This is a genomic window from Escherichia sp. MOD1-EC6021, assembly GCF_002965245.1.
Taxonomy (GTDB): Bacteria; Pseudomonadota; Gammaproteobacteria; order Enterobacterales; family Enterobacteriaceae; genus Escherichia; species Escherichia coli_F.
This window is the reverse complement of record NZ_PTRU01000001.1, coordinates 240,758-259,828: the sequence shown is the minus strand read 5'-3', so window position 1 is coordinate 259,828 and position 19,071 is coordinate 240,758. Positions and strand designations below refer to the sequence as shown.

Genomic DNA, 19,071 nt, shown 5'->3' with positions numbered 1-19,071 from the left:
TGTTCTCTTAAGGTTAACCACCGGATTGATGAGCGCGCACAGTACCACCTTTTTTGCATCAGCAAAAGTGCGAATACCACTTGCCCGAAAGGCCCGTCGCGAGTACTTTGTCGCGATATTTTTGACATTTTCGACTACAGGAATTCTTCGATGCCAAGAGCGAACGAAATTAAAAAGGGTATGGTACTGAATTACAACGGCAAACTGCTGCTGGTTAAGGACATTGATATTCAGTCGCCCACTGCCCGTGGTGCCGCTACGCTGTACAAAATGCGTTTTTCTGATGTCCGTACCGGGCTGAAAGTAGAAGAGCGTTTCAAAGGAGATGATATCGTTGACACCGTGACGCTGACCCGCCGTTACGTTGACTTCTCCTATGTCGATGGCAACGAATATGTCTTTATGGATAAAGAAGACTATACCCCGTATACCTTCACCAAAGATCAGATTGAAGAAGAGTTGCTGTTTATGCCTGAGGGCGGCATGCCGGACATGCAGGTGCTGACCTGGGACGGTCAACTGCTGGCGCTTGAGCTGCCGCAGACCGTTGATCTGGAAATCGTTGAAACCGCACCAGGCATCAAAGGGGCATCTGCCAGCGCCCGTAACAAACCGGCGACATTGAGCACTGGTCTGGTGATTCAGGTACCAGAATACTTAAGCCCGGGCGAAAAAATTCGTATCCATATCGAAGAACGCCGTTATATGGGGCGTGCTGACTAACTTCAGCCGCATGCAGAAAAGGGATAGCTCAGGCTGTCCCTTTTTTAATTTATTATACCAATCTTCTATTTTGCGCTTCCTGAATATAGTTCTCCCGTAATATTCACCAGTTCATTGATCGCCCTCACACTTCATCGCATTAACAATCCAGACCAATTTCAATTTCTGTCATATAACTTTACACTGTCATTGTTAATCAATCGTTACTAAGACGTGACTCCTATGAATACAATCGCCTCCGCTACGCTCCCGCCTCAGGTACACGCTCCACGCTACGATCGCCAGCAGTTGCAATCACGTATCGTTCATTTTGGCTTCGGAGCCTTTCACCGCGCACATCAGGCGTTACTGACCGATCGTGTGCTGAATGCCCAGGGCGGCGACTGGGGGATCTGTGAGATCAGCTTGTTCAGCGGCGATCAGCTGATGAGCCAGCTCCGCGCACAGAACCATTTATATACCGTGCTGGAGAAAGGTGCGGACGGCAACCAGGCGATAATTGTCGGTGCCGTTCACGAATGCCTGAATGCAAAACTGGATTCCTTAGCGGCAATTATTGAGAAATTTTGCGAGCCACAGGTGGCAATTGTTTCCCTGACGATTACAGAAAAAGGCTATTGTATTGACCCGGCCACCGGTGCACTCGACACCAGCAATCCGCGGATTATTCACGATCTTCAAAATCCTGAAGAACCTCACTCCGCGCCGGGTATTCTCGTCGAAGCACTGAAACGACGCCGTGAACGCGGCCTTGCACCGTTTACCGTACTCTCCTGCGACAATATTCCCGACAATGGCCATGTGGTGAAAAACGCGGTGCAGGGGATGGCGGAAAAACGTTCACCAGAACTCGCCGGGTGGATAAAAGAACACGTCAGTTTTCCGGGAACCATGGTCGACCGTATTGTTCCGGCAGCAACCGACGAATCACTGGCGGAAATCAGCCAACATCTGGGGGTGAATGATCCCTGCGCGATTAGCTGCGAACCGTTTATCCAGTGGGTGGTGGAAGATAACTTCGTCGCTGGGCGTCCTGCCTGGGAAGTCGCAGGTGTACAAATGGTGAATGATGTCCTGCCATGGGAAGAGATGAAACTGCGTATGCTTAATGGCAGCCACTCTTTTCTCGCTTATCTGGGTTACCTCTCAGGATTCGCGCACATCAGTGATTGCATGCAGGATCGCGCATTTCGCCATGCCGCCAGAGCATTAATGCTGGATGAGCAAGCGCCGACACTGCGAATTAAAGATGTCGATTTAACACAATATGCAGATAAGTTAATTGCACGTTTTGCTAACCCGGCGCTGAAACATAAGACCTGGCAAATCGCAATGGATGGTAGCCAGAAATTACCGCAACGTATGATGGCTGGTATTCGCATACATCTGGCGCGCGAAACGGACTGGTCGTTGCTGGCATTAGGCGTTGCAGGCTGGATGCGTTACGTCAGCGGCGTTGATGATGCCGGAAATGCCATTGATGTTCGCGATCCGCTTAGCGATAAAATTTGCGAACTTGTTGCGGGCAGTAGCAGTGAACAACGCGTAACCGCCCTGCTTTCTCTGCGTGAAGTTTTCGGTGATGATCTGCCAGATAACCCGCATTTTGTGCAGGCTATCGAACAAGCCTGGCAGCAAATCGCACAATTCGGCGCGCATCAGGCGCTATTAAACACCCTCAAAATTTAACGATTTCTGCGGTTAAAGCGGATGAAGCTCGCCTTCGTCCGCTCTCCCCTTCTCTTTTCTGCCTTTTTTAGCCAGGATTAACGCTCAGTTAACTTTTAAGAGTATTGCGGAGCCGTTGTGACCAGGACCAACCTCATCACCGGTTTTCTCGGCAGCGGGAAAACTACGTCGATTCTTCATCTGTTAGCCCATAAAGATCCCAACGAAAAATGGGCGGTACTGGTTAATGAATTTGGGGAAGTCGGAATTGATGGTGCTTTGCTCGCCGATAGCGGCGCATTGTTGAAAGAGATCCCCGGCGGCTGTATGTGCTGCGTTAATGGTTTACCCATGCAGGTAGGGTTGAATACCTTACTGCGTCAGGGAAAACCAGACCGCTTGTTGATAGAGCCGACCGGGCTGGGCCATCCGAAACAGATCCTCGATCTCTTAACCGCGCCCGTGTATGAACCGTGGATAGATCTGCGCGCCACGTTGTGCATTCTCGATCCACGCCTGCTGCTGGACGAAAAAAGCGCCAGCAATGAAAACTTCCGTGACCAGCTGGCTGCCGCAGACATTATTGTCGCCAATAAATCCGACCGTGCGACGCCCGAAAGTGAGCAAGCGCTACAGAGCTGGTGGCAGCAAAATGGTGGCGATCGGCAATTAATTCACAGCGAGCATGGGAAAATTGACGGTCATCTTCTGGATTTGCCACGTCGCAATTTAGCCGAGTTGCCCGCCAGCGCGGCGCATTCTCATCAGCATAGCGTGAAAAAAGGGTTAGCAGCGTTAAGCCTGCCAGAGCATCAACGCTGGCGTCGCAGTCTGAACAGTGGACAAGGGCATCAGGCCTGTGGCTGGATATTCGACGCTGATACGGTATTCGACACCATTGGCATTCTGGAATGGGCGCGACTTGCACCGGTGGAACGCGTCAAAGGCGTGATGCGTATTCCCGAAGGGCTGGTACGAATCAACCGTCAGGGCGATGACCTGCACATTGAAACGCAAAACGTTGCGCCACCGGACAGTCGTATTGAGCTGATTTCCAGCAGCGAAGCTGACTGGAATGCTTTGCAGAGCGCGCTGTTGAAGCTTCGTTTAGCGACTACCGCGTAAGGTTGCCTGCGTTTTTCAGTAAGATAATTAGAGAAAATATGATTAAAAATTTGCCGCAAATAGTGTTGTTGAATATTGTCGGCCTCGCGCTGTTTCTTTCCTGGTATATTCCCGTTAATCATGGATTCTGGTTGCCGATTGATGCGGATATTTTTTATTTTTTTAATCAGAAACTGGTCGAAAGTAAGGCCTTTTTGTGGCTGGTTGCATTGACCAACAATCGCGCTTTCGACGGTTGTTCACTGCTGGCGATGGGAATGTTGATGCTGAGTTTCTGGCTGAAAGAAAACGCCCCAGGCAGACGACGTATCGTGATTATTGGCCTCGTCATGCTATTAACTGCAGTGGTATTAAACCAGCTGGGTCAGGCATTAATTCCTGTAAAACGGGCCAGCCCAACATTGAGTTTTACCGATATTAACCGCGTCAGCGAACTGCTCTCTGTTCCCACGAAAGATGCCTCACGAGATAGCTTTCCCGGCGATCACGGTATGATGCTGCTTATTTTTTCAGCATTCATGTGGCGTTATTTCGGCAAAGTTGCAGGCCTTATCGCCCTTATTATTTTTGTGGTTTTTGCGTTTCCCAGAGTAATGATTGGTGCACACTGGTTTACTGACATCATTGTCGGTTCGATGACCGTGATATTGATCGGTTTGCCCTGGGTGTTGCTGACGCCATTAAGTGATCGATTAATCACCTTTTTTGACAAATCACTACCAGGAAAAAACAAACATTTCCAAAACAAATAACTCACGGTAATTAACATCATCAGGTTTATTTTTATAGTAAGGATATTCCTGATGATGTGCGCCTTTGCTTTCTTTCATCGAACACAAAAATCATTCCCTAAGTAAATGAATGGATTGTATGCGTTTCACTCAATCGTACTTTAATTGACCAATCCCGCTTATTAACTTTCTGTATCACTTTTTCTTATAAAAAATCATGTAAAACCACTCGCCAAGACCGCACCAATCGGGTAATCTCGAACTCGTTTTGCCTCGGCGGTAGATTATCCTCACAGCATATAATTTTGTGCGTTAGTCCACAGATTTGGCCTTAAGGAATTGTTTCAACATGCCCAGGTAATTAGTCTCGTGTCGCTTGGCATTTTTTTATAACGATATTTGTCGTTAAGGACTTCAAGGGAAAACAAACAACATGGTCAAATCTCAACCGATTTTGAGATATATCTTGCGCGGGATCCCCGCGATTGCAGTAGCGGTTCTGCTTTCTGCATGTAGTGCAAATAACACCGCAAAGAATATGCATCCTGAGACACGTGCAGTGGGTAGTGAAACATCATCACTGCAAGCTTCTCAGGATGAATTTGAAAACCTGGTTCGTAATGTCGACGTAAAATCGCGAATTATGGATCAGTATGCTGACTGGAAAGGCGTACGCTATCGTCTGGGCGGCAGCACTAAAAAAGGTATCGATTGTTCTGGTTTCGTACAGCGTACATTCCGTGAGCAATTTGGCTTAGAACTTCCACGTTCGACTTACGAACAGCAGGAAATGGGTAAATCTGTTTCCCGCAGTAATTTGCGTACGGGTGATTTAGTTCTGTTCCGCGCCGGTTCAACGGGACGCCATGTCGGTATTTATATCGGCAACAATCAGTTTGTCCATGCTTCCACCAGCAGTGGTGTTATTATTTCCAGCATGAATGAACCGTACTGGAAGAAGCGTTACAACGAAGCACGCCGGGTTCTCAGCCGCAGCTAATAAACCGTTTGGATGCAATCCCTTGGCTATCCTGACGAGTTAACTGAAAGCACTGCTTAGGCAGTGCTTTTTTGTTTTCATTCATCAGAGAAAATGATGTTTCCGCGTCTTGATCCAGGCTATAGTCCGGTCATTGTTATCTTTTAAATGTTGTCGTAATTTCAGGAAATTAACGGAATCATGTTCATACGCGCTCCCAATTCTGGACGTAAGCTCCTGCTTACCTGCATTGTTGCAGGCGTGATGATTGCGATACTGGTGAGCTGCCTTCAGTTTTTAGTGGCCTGGCATAAGCACGAAGTCAAATACGACACACTGATTACCGACGTACAAAAGTATCTCGATACCTATTTTGCCGACCTGAAATCCACTACTGACCGGCTCCAGCCGCTGACCTTAGATACCTGCCAGCAGGCTAACCCCGAACTGACCGCCCGTGCGGCGTTTAGTATGAATGTCCGTACGTTTGTGCTGGTGAAAGATAAAAAGACATTCTGTTCATCTGCGACCGGTGAGATGGACATTCCACTCAATGAATTGATTCCGGCGCTCGACATTAATAAAAACGTCGATATGGCGATCTTACCTGGCACGCCGATGGTGCCGAACAAACCCGCAATCGTCATCTGGTATCGCAACCCTTTGCTGAAAAATAGCGGCGTGTTTGCCGCTCTGAATCTCAATCTGACGCCTTCTCTCTTCTATAGCTCACGGCAGGAAGATTACGATGGTGTCGCGCTCATTATTGGCAATACTGCTCTATCTACCTTTTCGTCACGTTTGATGAATGTTAATGAATTAACCGACATGCCGGTCCGTGAAACTAAAATTGCGGGCATTCCTCTGACCGTTCGGCTTTATGCGGATGACTGGACATGGAACGATGTGTGGTACGCATTTTTACTGGGCGGCATGAGTGGAACAATGGTTGGACTTCTCTGCTATTACCTGATGAGCGTGCGTATGCGACCGGGCAGAGAAATCATGACCGCCATCAAGCGCGAACAATTTTACGTGGTATATCAACCGGTGGTTGATACACAAGCTCTGCGGGTAACGGGCCTGGAAGTACTACTACGCTGGCGGCATCCTGTAGCGGGAGAAATTCCCCCAGATGCCTTCATCAACTTTGCCGAATCGCAAAAGATGATTGTGCCGCTGACTCAGCATCTGTTTGAGTTGATTGCCCGTGATGCCGCAGAATTAGAAAAAGTACTGCCGGTAGGCGTCAAATTTGGCATTAACATTGCGCCGGACCATCTGCACAGCGAAAGCTTTAAAGCTGATATCCAAAAATTGCTCACTTCCCTGCCCGCACATCATTTCCAGATTGTGCTGGAAATTACCGAGCGCGATATGTTGAAAGAGCAAGAAGCCACGCAACTCTTCGCCTGGCTGCATTCAGTCGGCGTTGAAATTGCTATTGATGACTTTGGCACCGGGCACAGCGCGCTTATCTATCTTGAGCGTTTTACGCTCGATTATCTGAAAATTGATCGTGGATTTATCAACGCCATCGGTACGGAAACGATCACTTCACCCGTACTTGACGCGGTGCTGACGCTGGCGAAACGTCTCAATATGCTGACGGTTGCTGAAGGGGTTGAAACGCCGGAACAGGCGCGATGGCTAAGCGAACGCGGCGTTAATTTCATGCAAGGCTACTGGATCAGTCGCCCATTACCGCTGGACGATTTTGTCCGCTGGCTGAAGAAACCGTATACGCCGCAGTGGTAAGGCGTGCTTACGTCCCTTATTATTCATAGTGAAAGCATGCCGGTTTGCGGCTAATGATGAGTAAAAGGAAATCTGTTGCAGATGATTGTGCGCATACTGCTGCTGTTTATCGCTCTGTTCACCTTTGGTGCGCAGGCGCAGGCTATCAAGGAAAGCTATGCCTTTGCGGTACTGGGCGAACCCCGGTACGCGTTTAATTTCAACCATTTTGATTATGTGAACCCCGCCGCGCCAAAAGGTGGGCAGATAACGTTGTCAGCCCTCGGCACCTTCGATAATTTCAACCGTTATGCACTGCGCGGCAACCCGGGCGCACGCACCGAGCAGCTGTACGACACGCTATTTACTACTTCCGATGACGAGCCAGGTAGTTATTATCCGCTGATTGCCGAAAGTGCGCGCTATGCTGACGATTATTCCTGGGTGGAGGTCGCAATTAATCCGCGCGCCCGTTTTCATGATGGTTCCCCCATTACTGCCCGCGATGTCGAATTCACTTTTCAAAAATTTATGACCGAAGGCGTACCGCAATTTCGTCTGGTCTACAAAGGCACCACCGTCAAAGCCATTGCACCATTAACCGTGCGTATTGAGTTAGCGAAACCCGGCAAAGAAGATATGTTGAGTCTGTTTTCGCTGCCGGTCTTTCCAGAAAAGTACTGGAAGGATCACAAACTTAGCGACCCGCTCGCCACGCCTCCACTTGCCAGTGGTCCGTACCGCATTACGTCCTGGAAAATGGGGCAAAATATTGTTTATTCCCGCGTGAAAGATTACTGGGCCGCAAACTTACCGGTAAACCGTGGACGATGGAATTTCGACACCATTCGCTACGATTATTACCTCGATGATAATGTCGCCTTTGAAGCGTTTAAAGCCGGTGCTTTTGATTTACGTTTGGAAAACGACGCCAAAAACTGGGCCACGCGCTACACTGGTAAAAATTTCGATAAGAAATACATCATCAAAGATGAGCAAAAGAACGAATCAGCCCAGGATACGCGCTGGCTGGCGTTTAATATCCAACGTCCGGTATTCAGCGATCGCCGGGTCCGGGAAGCGATCACTCTCGCCTTTGACTTTGAATGGATGAACAAGGCGTTGTTTTACAATGCCTGGAGTCGCACGAACAGTTATTTTCAGAATACCGAATACGCAGCCAGAAATTACCCCGACGCCGCGGAGCTGGTGCTTCTGGCACCAATGAAAAAAGATCTTCCGCCAGAAGTCTTCACACAAATCTACCAGCCGCCGGTATCGAAAGGCGATGGCTACGATCGTGACAACCTGTTAAAAGCCGACAAACTTCTCAATGAAGCGGGCTGGGTGCTGAAGGGTCAGCAACGCGTTAATGCCACAACGGGTCAGCCTCTCAGCTTTGAATTATTGCTTCCCGCAAGCAGCAATAGTCAGTGGGTATTACCGTTCCAGCACAGCCTGCAACGGCTGGGTATCAACATGGACATTCGCAAGGTGGATAACTCGCAAATCACCAATCGAATGCGCAGTCGCGACTATGACATGATGCCGCGCGTATGGCGGGCGATGCCGTGGCCCAGTTCTGATTTACAGATTTCCTGGTCATCGGAATATATCAATTCCACTTATAATGCTCCCGGCGTGCAAAGTCCGGTTATCGATTCACTGATCAACCAAATTATTGCCGCCCAGGGAAATAAAGAAAAATTATTGCCGTTGGGGCGCGCACTGGACCGTGTATTAACGTGGAATTATTACATGCTGCCGATGTGGTACATGGCGGAAGACCGTCTCGCCTGGTGGGATAAATTCTCCCAACCCGCTGTGCGCCCTATTTACAGCCTGGGTATTGATACATGGTGGTATGACGTTAATAAAGCGACGAAACTGCCGTCAGCCAGACAACAGGGAGAGTAGATGGGCGCTTATCTGATTCGCCGTCTGTTGCTGGTGATCCCAACGTTATGGGCGATTATCACTATCAACTTTTTCATCGTGCAAATTGCGCCTGGCGGTCCGGTCGACCAGGCCATCGCCGCCATTGAGTTTGGTAATGTCGGAGTATTACCCGGCGCAGGCGGTGAAGGTGTTCGCGCCAGCCATGCGCAAACGGGCGTCGGCAATATCAGCGACAGTAATTACCGTGGTGGACGCGGATTAGATCCAGAAGTGATCGCCGAGATCACTCATCGCTACGGTTTCGATAAGCCGATCCACGAACGTTACTTCAAAATGCTCTGGGACTACACCCGCTTTGATTTTGGCGATAGCCTGTTTCGCAGCGCCTCGGTGCTGACGCTGATTAAAGACAGTCTGCCGGTTTCCATCACCCTCGGATTGTGGAGCACGCTGATTATCTATCTGGTGTCGATTCCGTTAGGCATTCGCAAAGCTGTTTATAATGGTAGCCGCTTTGACGTCTGGAGTAGCGCATTTATCATCATCGGCTACGCCATTCCGGCCTTTTTGTTTGCCATCCTGCTGATTGTCTTCTTCGCGGGCGGCAGCTATTTCGACCTGTTCCCTCTGCGCGGCCTGGTTTCCGCTAACTTTGATTCGCTGCCGTGGTATCAGAAAATCACCGATTATCTGTGGCATATCACGCTGCCGGTGCTGGCGACGGTGATTGGCGGCTTTGCGGCGCTGACCATGCTGACAAAAAACTCATTCCTTGATGAAGTGCGCAAGCAATACGTGGTGACCGCCCGTGCGAAAGGGGTAAGTGAAAAAAATATTCTCTGGAAACATGTGTTCCGCAACGCCATGCTGCTGGTGATTGCCGGTTTTCCGGCGACGTTTATCAGCATGTTTTTTACCGGCTCGCTGCTGATTGAGGTGATGTTTTCACTCAATGGTCTTGGCTTACTGGGCTACGAAGCGACCGTCTCGCGCGATTATCCTGTAATGTTTGGTACCTTGTATATTTTCACCCTGATTGGCCTGCTGCTGAATATTGTCAGTGATATCAGCTATACGCTGGTCGATCCGCGTATAGATTTTGAGGGACGTTAATGTCGCGACTCAGCCCCGTCAATCAGGCCCGTTGGGCGCGTTTTCGTCATAACCGTCGCGGCTACTGGTCGTTATGGATTTTCCTCGTCTTATTTGGTTTGAGTTTGTGTTCTGAACTTATCGCCAACGATAAACCGTTGCTGGTACGTTATGACGGCAGTTGGTATTTCCCGTTGTTGAAAAACTACAGCGAAAGCGATTTTGGCGGCCCGCTGGCAAGCCAGGCTGATTATCAGGACCCGTGGCTGAAACAGCGGTTGGAAGATAAAGGCTGGGTACTGTGGGCACCGATTCGCTTTGGTGCTACCAGTATCAACTTTGCTACCGATAAGCCCTTCCCTTCTCCACCCTCCCGGCAAAACTGGCTGGGAACGGATGCCAATGGCGGCGATGTGCTGGCGCGCATTCTCTATGGCACGCGGATCTCAGTTCTGTTTGGCCTGATGCTGACCCTCTGCTCCAGCGTGATGGGCGTGTTGGCGGGGGCGCTACAAGGCTATTACGGCGGTAAAGTCGATCTCTGGGGGCAACGTTTTATTGAAGTATGGTCGGGGATGCCGACGCTGTTTTTGATTATTTTACTTTCCAGCGTCGTACAGCCTAACTTCTGGTGGCTGTTGGCAATTACCGTCTTGTTTGGCTGGATGAGTCTGGTCGGCGTGGTGCGGGCGGAGTTTTTACGTACCCGTAATTTCGACTACATCCGTGCGGCGCAGGCGCTTGGCGTCAGCGATCGCAGTATCATCCTGCGTCATATGTTGCCAAATGCCATGGTCGCTACCCTCACCTTTTTACCGTTTATTTTATGTAGTTCGATCACCACCCTGACCTCACTCGATTTCCTCGGCTTCGGTCTGCCGCTCGGTTCACCGTCACTCGGCGAACTGCTGTTACAAGGGAAAAATAACCTTCAGGCCCCGTGGCTTGGGATCACCGCCTTCTTGTCGGTGGCGATATTGTTGTCTTTGCTGATCTTTATTGGTGAAGCCGTCCGCGACGCATTTGATCCTAATAAGGCGGTGTAGCATGACGCAAACTCTGTTAGCGATTGAAAATTTGTCGGTGGGTTTTCGCCATCAGCAAACCGTACGCACAGTAGTCAATGATGTTTCACTACAGATTGCGGCTGGCGAAACGCTGGCGCTGGTGGGTGAGTCTGGTTCAGGTAAGAGCGTTACCGCGCTGTCAATTTTACGCCTGCTCCCTTCCCCGCCGGTTGAATATCTCTCCGGCGATATTCGTTTTCATGGCGAATCGCTGCTTCATGCCAGCGATCAAACGTTACGCGGTGTACGCGGTAATAAGATTGCCATGATTTTTCAGGAACCGATGGTGTCGTTAAATCCATTGCATACCCTGGAAAAACAGCTTTATGAAGTGCTTTCACTCCACCGCGGGATGCGTCGGGAAGCGGCTCGTGGCGAAATTCTTAACTGCCTTGATCGCGTCGGTATCCGCCAGGCGGCTAAACGGCTGACAGATTACCCGCATCAGCTCTCCGGCGGCGAACGCCAGCGGGTGATGATTGCGATGGCGCTGTTAACGCGACCGGAATTATTAATTGCTGATGAACCGACCACAGCACTGGACGTCTCTGTCCAGGCGCAGATTTTACAGCTGTTGCGCGAACTGCAAGGCGAGCTGAATATGGGCATGCTGTTTATTACTCATAACCTCAGTATTGTCAGAAAACTGGCCCACCGGGTGGCAGTAATGCAAAACGGTCGCTGTGTGGAGCAAAATAAAGCCACTGCGCTATTTGCCTCCCCTGATCATCCTTACACGCAAAAACTGCTCAACAGCGAACCGTCAGGCGACCCGGTGCCATTGCCAGAACCTGCCTCAACGTTGCTTGATGTTGAACAGCTACAGGTTGCCTTCCCCATTCGCAAAGGGCTTTTGAAGCGTATTGTGGACCATAATGTGGTGGTGAAAAACATCAGTTTTACGCTACGGGCGGGTGAAACACTGGGTTTAGTGGGCGAGTCCGGTTCCGGGAAAAGCACGACGGGACTGGCGCTGCTGCGACTGATTAACTCTCAGGGCAGCATCATTTTTGACGGTCAGCCATTGCAAAATTTAAACCGCCGTCAGCTATTACCTATTCGCCATCGCATTCAGGTGGTATTTCAGGATCCTAACTCCTCGCTCAACCCACGACTCAACGTTTTGCAAATTATCGAGGAAGGTTTACGGGTTCACCAGCCGATGCTTTCTGCCGTGCAACGCGAACAACAAGTGATAGCCGTGATGCATGAAGTGGGATTAGATCCTGAAACACGCCACCGTTATCCGGCGGAGTTCTCTGGTGGTCAGCGGCAACGTATTGCGATTGCCAGGGCGTTAATTCTTAAGCCCTCGCTGATCATTCTTGATGAACCAACATCATCGCTCGACAAAACGGTACAGGCGCAAATATTGACGCTATTGAAATCATTGCAACAAAAGCATCAATTGGCCTATTTGTTTATCAGTCACGATTTGCACGTTGTCCGCGCGTTATGTCATCAGGTTATCGTACTGCGACAAGGGGAAGTAGTGGAACAAGGACCGTGCGCGCGCGTGTTTGCCGCACCGCAGCAGGAGTATACGCGTCAGCTACTGGCGTTGAGCTGACGCTTAAAAAGGATTGTAGTTTGAGAAGGGTTCGGCAATTGCCACACCAAAATTTTTCAATCGGCATGTTGCAGCAAACTCGTCCTGGCGATTTACAAACAGGCACGGCTCACCTTCACACTCCAGTACCGAGCATGGAACTTCGATGTCGCTTAACGCCTGGCTTAGTTTGTACATCACCGACCATGCATTATCACCATCCGGGCTAAGCAATTTAAGCGCCACCAGGCTGTTGTCACCGCACGGTCCATTTTGCGGAATCGGTTCAACCTTCGAACCTGCGAAACCAGCAGACCAGCGATAGTTCTGCGGCAGTCGATGGACGATTGAGAGTTGTAATGAAGTCACTTATTTTCCCCGGAAGCACATTTACTTCACAATTTGTTTACATCAATTTTAACACATCATCAACAATCCGTCTTTATACAGATCGTAAAGATTGATGCCTCGCCAGCGTGGCCTCTATGGCTCTGATTTAAATAATATCTGCGGGCGTGGTCACGTTTGCGGGGCTATATGTACCCGTTTCTGCGATCTAACTCAACCTTTTTAACTACAATGATGTGACTTTTTACATAAATTGATTTTACATAAAATAAACATATATCGGGGGAATGATGGATTTGTGGTTGACATGCATCAACAAAGGAAGCCTTTTAGCTTCCTCGTTGTGCAATAGATCACCGTTTTTTCGGCCGACTGGCGTACAGACAGAAGAGAATGGAGCTGGTTGCGCAGAATGCAATTGACCAAATCATCGGCCATGCAGAGTTAAAGGTCGCAAGAGAAAGCAATGCGCCAACAATTGCCCCTATGCCAAAACGGAAGGTTCCTGCCAGCGAAGATGCCGTTCCCGCCATATGGGGAAACTCATCAAGAATGACCGCCATCGCATTAGATGACACCATCGACACGCAGCCCACAAACGCCGCAACGCCAACTACCAGCGACCAGAATCCCAGCCCCAGCAGCGCACTGATGACCATCCACGCCGCCATAATAAACTGTATCCACAACCCCGAGCGGAACATATTTAACGCGCCAATACGGCGGACGAAGCGACTGTTAAAGATGGTCATCACGAACAGGAAAACAATGTTTAGCGCAAAGTAATAACCAAAGTTTTCCGGCGCGACGTGGTTAATTTCAATGTAGACAAACGGTCCGGCGCTCAGGAACGAGAACATTCCGGCAAAGCTGAAACCGCTGGCCAGCATATAACTCAGGACACGCTTATGACGAAACAGCGCCGCAAAGTTACCAATAGTGGTACGAATGTGAAAAGGCTGGCGACGCTCCGGTGGTAAGGTTTCTTTGATCAGAAAGAAGATCATTGCCGAAGCCAGAATCGCCGCTACGGCGAGGATCCAGAAGATGTAATGCCAGCTCAGCCACACCAGCACCCAGCCGCCAACTATCGGTGCCATCAGCGGTGCAATGGTCGTCACCAGCATGACAAACGACATCATCCGTGAGAACTCTTCCTTCGGGTAGATATCACGCATTAAAGCGTTGATAACCACGCTGGCCGCAGCCGCAGCCAGACCGTGGAAGAAACGCATCACAATCAGCTGATCGATGGTTTGTGCCAACGCACACGCCACCGCGGCGGCGGCAAACACCAGCGTACCGCCAAGAACCACCGGCTTACGCCCGAAACTGTCTGCCATCGGCCCGTAGATTAACTGCCCCAACGCAAAGCCCAGAATATAAGTACTGAGGGTCATCTGCGTACTGCCCGCAGGTACGCCAAATTGCGCTGAAATTACCGGTAGCGCGGGCAGATACATATCAATCGACAGCGGCATCAACATGGCCAGCAGGCCAAGGATAAAAACAATAGCAAACGACGAATGCTGTCGGGTAGTCACAACGGGCTCCTGAAAGTCATTAAAAAGTTAGACGACGCTGGCAATTTCTTCTTCAGTTAACGGACGATATTCACCGGGGGCTAAATCAGCATCCAGCGTAATGCCGCCAATACGTTCACGATGCAGCTCAACCACGTGGTTACCCACGGCGGCGAACATGCGTTTCACCTGATGATAACGCCCTTCGCTGATGGTCAGACGAACCTGCGTTGGGGTAATCACTTCCAGCATCGCCGGCTTAGTGAGATCTTTTTCGTTATGCAGCTGCACGCCTTTAGCAAATTGCTCTGCCGTATCGTCAGCTACGGGTGATTCCAGCGTCACCAGATAGGTCTTCTCGCAATGATGGCGCGGAGAAGTAATGCGGTGCGACCACTGACCATCATCAGTCATCAGCACCAGACCGGTGGTATCGATATCCAGACGCCCTGCGGCGTGCAGTTTCCACGCTACCGGTTCATCAAGAAAATAGAGCACCGTTGGGTGATCCGGGTCATCAGTTGAGCAAACATAGCCCTGAGGCTTATTGAGCATGAAGTAACGTGGACCGTGTTGCTGCGCCAGCGGGTTGCCATCGTAAGCGACATCATGTTCAGGGAGCAGTTTGAACGCTGCATTACGGACGATTTCGCCATCGACGGTGACACGATTGCCGCGGATTTCACGCCCGGCAATAGCACGGCTTACGCCGAGTTGCTGTGCGATAAATTTATCAAGTCGCATTTGTGTGATTTTGCCTGTAAAAACGGAGGTCGGGCATTGACCCGAAAATCTGAACTGTTGTCTGCCCAGTATAGCGGTCTAATAACTTCCCTCAAGGGAAAAAGATCCGTGGCATACTATTAGCAGAATAATCTACCTACGCGAGACCATGATTTTTACACTCCGTCCATATCAGCAAGAAGCCGTGGATGCCACGCTCAACCATTTTCGTCGTCATAAAACCCCTGCCGTTATCGTGCTGCCCACCGGTGCCGGTAAAAGCCTGGTGATAGCGGAACTGGCGCGGCTGGCGCGTGGTCGTGTGCTGGTGCTGGCACACGTTAAAGAGCTGGTGGCGCAAAACCATGCAAAATATCAGGCACTGGGACTGGAAGCCGATATCTTTGCCGCTGGGCTAAAGCGTAAAGAGAGCCACGGTAAAGTAGTATTTGGCAGCGTGCAATCGGTCGCCCGTAACCTTGATGCCTTTCAGGGTGAATTTTCACTGTTGATTGTCGATGAATGCCATCGTATTGGTGACGATGAAGAAAGCCAATATCAGCAAATCCTCACTCACCTGACAAAAGTGAATCCCCGCTTACGCCTGTTAGGGCTGACTGCCACGCCTTTTCGGTTGGGCAAAGGCTGGATTTATCAGTTTCATTATCACGGCATGGTACGCGGCGATGAGAAAGCCCTTTTCCGCGACTGTATTTATGAGCTGCCGCTGCGTTATATGATTAAACACGGCTATCTGACGCCGCCAGAACGACTGGATATGCCAGTAGTGCAATACGATTTCAGCCGATTGCAGGCACAGAGTAACGGGCTGTTCAGCGAAGCCGATCTCAACCGCGAGCTGAAAAAACAGCAACGTATTACCCCGCACATCATCAGCCAGATTATGGAGTTCGCCGCAACGCGCAAAGGGGTGATGATTTTCGCTGCGACAGTCGAACACGCAAAAGAGATTGTCGGCTTGCTGCCCGCTGAGGATGCAGCACTTATTACCGGCGACACGCCAGGCGCTGAACGCGATGTATTAATTGAAGATTTTAAAGCCCAGCGTTTTCGCTATCTGGTCAACGTCGCGGTACTGACCACCGGATTTGACGCCCCGCACGTCGATCTTATCGCTATTCTGCGCCCTACCGAATCAGTGAGTCTTTACCAACAAATTGTCGGGCGCGGTCTGCGTCTGGCTCCCGGCAAGACTGATTGCTTAATTCTTGATTATGCGGGTAATCCTCACGATCTCTACGCGCCGGAAGTTGGTACACCTAAAGGCAAAAGTGACAACGTTCCGGTACAGGTTTTCTGCCCTGCCTGCGGTTTTGCCAACACCTTTTGGGGGAAAACGACCGCCGACGGGACATTGATTGAACACTTTGGTCGTCGTTGTCAGGGATGGTTTGAAGATGACGACGGTCATCGCGAACAGTGTGACTTCCGCTTCCGTTTTAAGAATTGCCCACAATGTAACGCAGAAAATGATATAGCCGCCCGCCGCTGCCGCGAATGTGACACCATTCTGGTTGATCCGGACGATATGTTAAAAGCGGCGCTACGACTGAAAGACGCGCTGGTATTACGCTGTAGCGGCATGTCTTTGCAACATGGGCACGACGAGAAAGGCGAATGGCTGAAAATCACCTATTACGATGAAGACGGCGCGGATGTGAGTGAGCGTTTCCGTCTTCAAACGCCCGCCCAGCGTACCGCCTTCGAGCAGCTTTTTATCCGCCCGCATACGCGCACACCGGGCATCCCTCTGCGCTGGATCACCGCTGCCGATATCCTCGCCCAACAAGCGTTGCTGCGCCATCCGGATTTCGTCGTCGCACGAATGAAAGGCCAGTACTGGCAAGTGCGTGAAAAAGTGTTTGATTACGAAGGTCGTTTTCGTCGGGCGCACGAATTACGCGGTTAATGGTAGTTTTAATTGATGTGCAAGGCGATTGAGTATAGAATCTCGCCCGCTTTTGCATATGCAAAGCAGATCACTTACCTGTTGCTGGGTCGCCTGTAGCAGGATTAATTTAAGAGAGAAAGAAATGTTTACTATCAACGCAGAAGTACGTAACGAGCAGGGTAAGGGTGCGAGCCGCCGCCTGCGTACCGCTAACAAATTCCCGGCAATCATCTACGGTGGCAACGAAGCGCCGCTGGCTGTTGCTCTGGATCACGACAAAGTCATGAACATGCAAGTTAAAGCTGAATTCTACAGCGAAGTTCTGACCATCGTTGTTGACGGTAAAGAAATCAAAGTTAAAGCTCAGGACGTACAGCGCCACCCGTACAAACCTAAGCTGCTGCACATCGACTTCGTTCGCGCTTAATCGCTGAATAAGTTGTAAAAAAAACCCCGCTCCGGCGGGGTTTTTTGTATCTGCAAATTATGCCTGATTACGGTATTGCTATTTTTTGTAGGCCAGATAAGGCGTTCACGCCGCATCTGGCATTCATAACACCAAACCGATTAATTGCCGCCAGACGTCCGGCGCTGCAATTGATCGCGCAGGTTCGGCGGCGTGCCTTTAATGGTCAGGGTATCGGTCGCCGGGTCCCAGAAAATGCGCTCACCTAACAGCATCGCATCAAAGTTAATGGTCAAGCCACCACCGCTACCGGCAAACTTCGTCAACTGACGCAACGTGCTACGGTCTGCCGGGAAGCTCTCTTCAAGTTCGTAGCCTTTTTCAGCCGCAAATTCCGTGAAGCTCACTTCGCTGACGCCCGCCAGCTCTTTCGACAGCGATTCAAGCTCGATCTCTTCACCCGCCTGCAATTGCTCATTACAGTAGCTGTAGACCTGCTGACGCACGTTCTGCCGTTCTGCTTTATCCAGTTGTGCTTCGGCAGTGAAATCATCAACCGCCTGCAATAATCCGCGGTTTTGCGCTTTCGCGTTCAACCCTTCGCTGGCACCGAGGAAGTCCATGAAGAAATCGGCCACTTTGCGCCCGACTCGCCCTTTCAGGAAAGTGAGATACCGGGTCGACTCTGGATTGGTTTCCCATTCGGTTAAATCGATACGCGCAACAATATCCGCATGATTGATATCAAGATAATGAGTCGGGTTGATGTCGAGATTTTCGTTAACGCGCATACTGCTCAGGTTGCTCAGAACCGCCACCAGCAAATACTCCACCGCCAGATAGCGATAGTGGCAAAACAGCACGAATCCACCGTCAGCAAAAGGATATTTCGCTAATTCGTCACGCAGGCGACCGGTTGCCGCGCGGCTAAATGCCAGAAAGTCCTCTTCACCCTGACGCTGTAAGCGCAGCGTCTGCGCCAGTTCACTCTCTTCGCTAAACAAGCCGTAAGCTTTATTTTTGGCGCTATAGACCCGATGCAGTTCTGCCACCATCTCAACGACGGTTTCCGTCGGTTCCAGCAATGAATCGCGCAACACCAGCTCAAGGTTCTGCTCATCACGCTTGATAAGCTGGTGCAGAGCAATCTGGTTGATATCCAGACTCATGATAAACTCTCCTTTAAGACCGGCCGGTATTCAACCACCGCCGGTTAAGCGACGCAATAAAAGATGGCGGTCATTTTACAGAAGGCGGCGTAACGAGAATGATTTAACGCATAAAAAAGCAGAAAAAAAACCGTTGCTACGGTAATATGTTGCCCTTTCATCAACTAACTGATTTCGATTTATGCCACAAATTTCCCGCTACAGTGATGAACAGGTTGAACAATTGCTCGCAGAGCTGCTCAACGTACTGGAAAAACATAAGGCTCCGACCGACCTTTCCCTGATGGTGTTAGGCAACATGGTCACTAACCTTATCAACACCAGCATTGCCCCGGCCCAACGCCAGGCAATTGCCAACTCTTTTGCCCGCGCCTTACAGTCCTCTATCAACGAAGACAAAGCGCACTAAGGGAAACAGAT

17 protein-coding genes are annotated in these 19,071 nt (G+C 50.2%); 13 read left to right on the top strand and 4 right to left on the bottom strand.

Annotation, left to right across the window (positions count from 1 at the left end):
- Positions 1–150 precede the first annotated feature (150 nt).
- The 10 genes from yeiP (at position 151) to yejF (ending at position 12,591) form a co-directional block, all read left to right on the top strand.
- A complete protein-coding gene (yeiP, locus tag BEB54_RS01315) occupies positions 151–723 on the top strand; it encodes an elongation factor P-like protein YeiP (protein ID WP_001136827.1) in 573 nt (190 codons plus the stop codon).
- Positions 724–945: 222 nt separating this feature from the next.
- Positions 946–2,412, top strand: a complete 1,467-nt coding sequence (locus BEB54_RS01310; RefSeq protein WP_105282110.1) for a mannitol dehydrogenase family protein — start codon at positions 946–948, stop codon at positions 2,410–2,412.
- 117 nt (positions 2,413–2,529) lie between these two features.
- Positions 2,530–3,516, top strand: a complete 987-nt coding sequence (gene yeiR, locus BEB54_RS01305; RefSeq protein ID WP_000198827.1) for a zinc-binding GTPase YeiR — start codon at positions 2,530–2,532, stop codon at positions 3,514–3,516.
- Between the two features lie 38 nt (positions 3,517–3,554).
- Complete coding sequence (gene lpxT / locus BEB54_RS01300) at positions 3,555–4,268, top strand: Kdo(2)-lipid A phosphotransferase (RefSeq protein ID WP_088541306.1); 714 nt, start codon at positions 3,555–3,557, stop codon at positions 4,266–4,268.
- 412 nt (positions 4,269–4,680) lie between these two features.
- Positions 4,681–5,247, top strand: a complete 567-nt coding sequence (mepS, locus tag BEB54_RS01295) for a bifunctional murein DD-endopeptidase/murein LD-carboxypeptidase (protein WP_000241011.1) — start codon at positions 4,681–4,683, stop codon at positions 5,245–5,247.
- 180 nt (positions 5,248–5,427) lie between these two features.
- Positions 5,428–6,984, top strand: a complete 1,557-nt coding sequence (locus BEB54_RS01290; protein ID WP_105276861.1) for a cyclic di-GMP phosphodiesterase — start codon at positions 5,428–5,430, stop codon at positions 6,982–6,984.
- Positions 6,985–7,065: 81 nt separating this feature from the next.
- Positions 7,066–8,880 carry an extracellular solute-binding protein gene (locus tag BEB54_RS01285; RefSeq protein ID WP_105276860.1) on the top strand — a complete coding sequence of 605 codons (1,815 nt, stop codon included), beginning with the start codon at positions 7,066–7,068 and terminating at the stop codon, positions 8,878–8,880.
- Entirely contained in the window at positions 8,881–9,975 is a 1,095-nt protein-coding gene (locus BEB54_RS01280; RefSeq protein WP_105276859.1) for a microcin C ABC transporter permease YejB, read from the top strand.
- Positions 9,975–11,000 (top strand): ABC transporter permease, encoded by a 1,026-nt coding sequence (locus BEB54_RS01275; RefSeq protein WP_000088899.1) that lies wholly within the window; start codon positions 9,975–9,977, stop codon positions 10,998–11,000. The genes BEB54_RS01280 and BEB54_RS01275 overlap by 1 nt, the downstream gene beginning before the upstream one ends.
- Position 11,001: 1 nt before the next feature.
- Complete coding sequence (gene yejF, locus BEB54_RS01270; RefSeq protein WP_105276858.1) at positions 11,002–12,591, top strand: microcin C ABC transporter ATP-binding protein YejF; 1,590 nt, start codon at positions 11,002–11,004, stop codon at positions 12,589–12,591.
- A gap of 3 nt (positions 12,592–12,594) precedes the next feature.
- On the opposite strand, the gene BEB54_RS01265 is transcribed toward yejF, so the two are convergent.
- From BEB54_RS01265 to rsuA, 3 genes are all read right to left on the bottom strand, one after another.
- A complete protein-coding gene (locus BEB54_RS01265) occupies positions 12,595–12,939 on the bottom strand; it encodes a YejG family protein (protein WP_000202798.1) in 345 nt (114 codons plus the stop codon).
- Positions 12,940–13,271: 332 nt separating this feature from the next.
- Positions 13,272–14,462 (bottom strand): multidrug efflux MFS transporter Bcr, encoded by a 1,191-nt coding sequence (gene bcr / locus BEB54_RS01255; protein ID WP_000213385.1) that lies wholly within the window; start codon positions 14,460–14,462, stop codon positions 13,272–13,274.
- 27 nt (positions 14,463–14,489) lie between these two features.
- A complete protein-coding gene (gene rsuA / locus BEB54_RS01250) occupies positions 14,490–15,185 on the bottom strand; it encodes a 16S rRNA pseudouridine(516) synthase RsuA (RefSeq protein ID WP_001353088.1) in 696 nt (231 codons plus the stop codon).
- 148 nt (positions 15,186–15,333) lie between these two features.
- On the opposite strand from rsuA, the gene BEB54_RS01240 reads away from it, so the two are divergent.
- Both BEB54_RS01240 and rplY read left to right on the top strand, forming a co-directional pair.
- Positions 15,334–17,094: a DEAD/DEAH box helicase gene (locus tag BEB54_RS01240; RefSeq protein WP_000578096.1), complete on the top strand. Its 1,761-nt coding sequence runs from the start codon at positions 15,334–15,336 to the stop codon at positions 17,092–17,094.
- A 124-nt stretch (positions 17,095–17,218) separates the two neighbouring features.
- The gene (gene rplY / locus BEB54_RS01235; RefSeq protein ID WP_000494197.1) at positions 17,219–17,503 is read left to right on the top strand and encodes a 50S ribosomal protein L25; all 285 of its coding nucleotides are present in this window, start codon (positions 17,219–17,221) and stop codon (positions 17,501–17,503) included.
- 140 nt (positions 17,504–17,643) lie between these two features.
- Here the strand turns inward: rplY and yejK are convergent, their stop codons facing one another.
- Positions 17,644–18,651 (bottom strand): nucleoid-associated protein YejK, encoded by a 1,008-nt coding sequence (gene yejK / locus BEB54_RS01230; protein WP_000050789.1) that lies wholly within the window; start codon positions 18,649–18,651, stop codon positions 17,644–17,646.
- Positions 18,652–18,832: 181 nt separating this feature from the next.
- Here yejK and BEB54_RS01225 point away from each other — a divergent pair, with 181 nt between their 5' ends.
- Complete coding sequence (locus BEB54_RS01225) at positions 18,833–19,060, top strand: YejL family protein (protein WP_001135667.1); 228 nt, start codon at positions 18,833–18,835, stop codon at positions 19,058–19,060.
- Positions 19,061–19,071 lie beyond the last annotated feature (11 nt).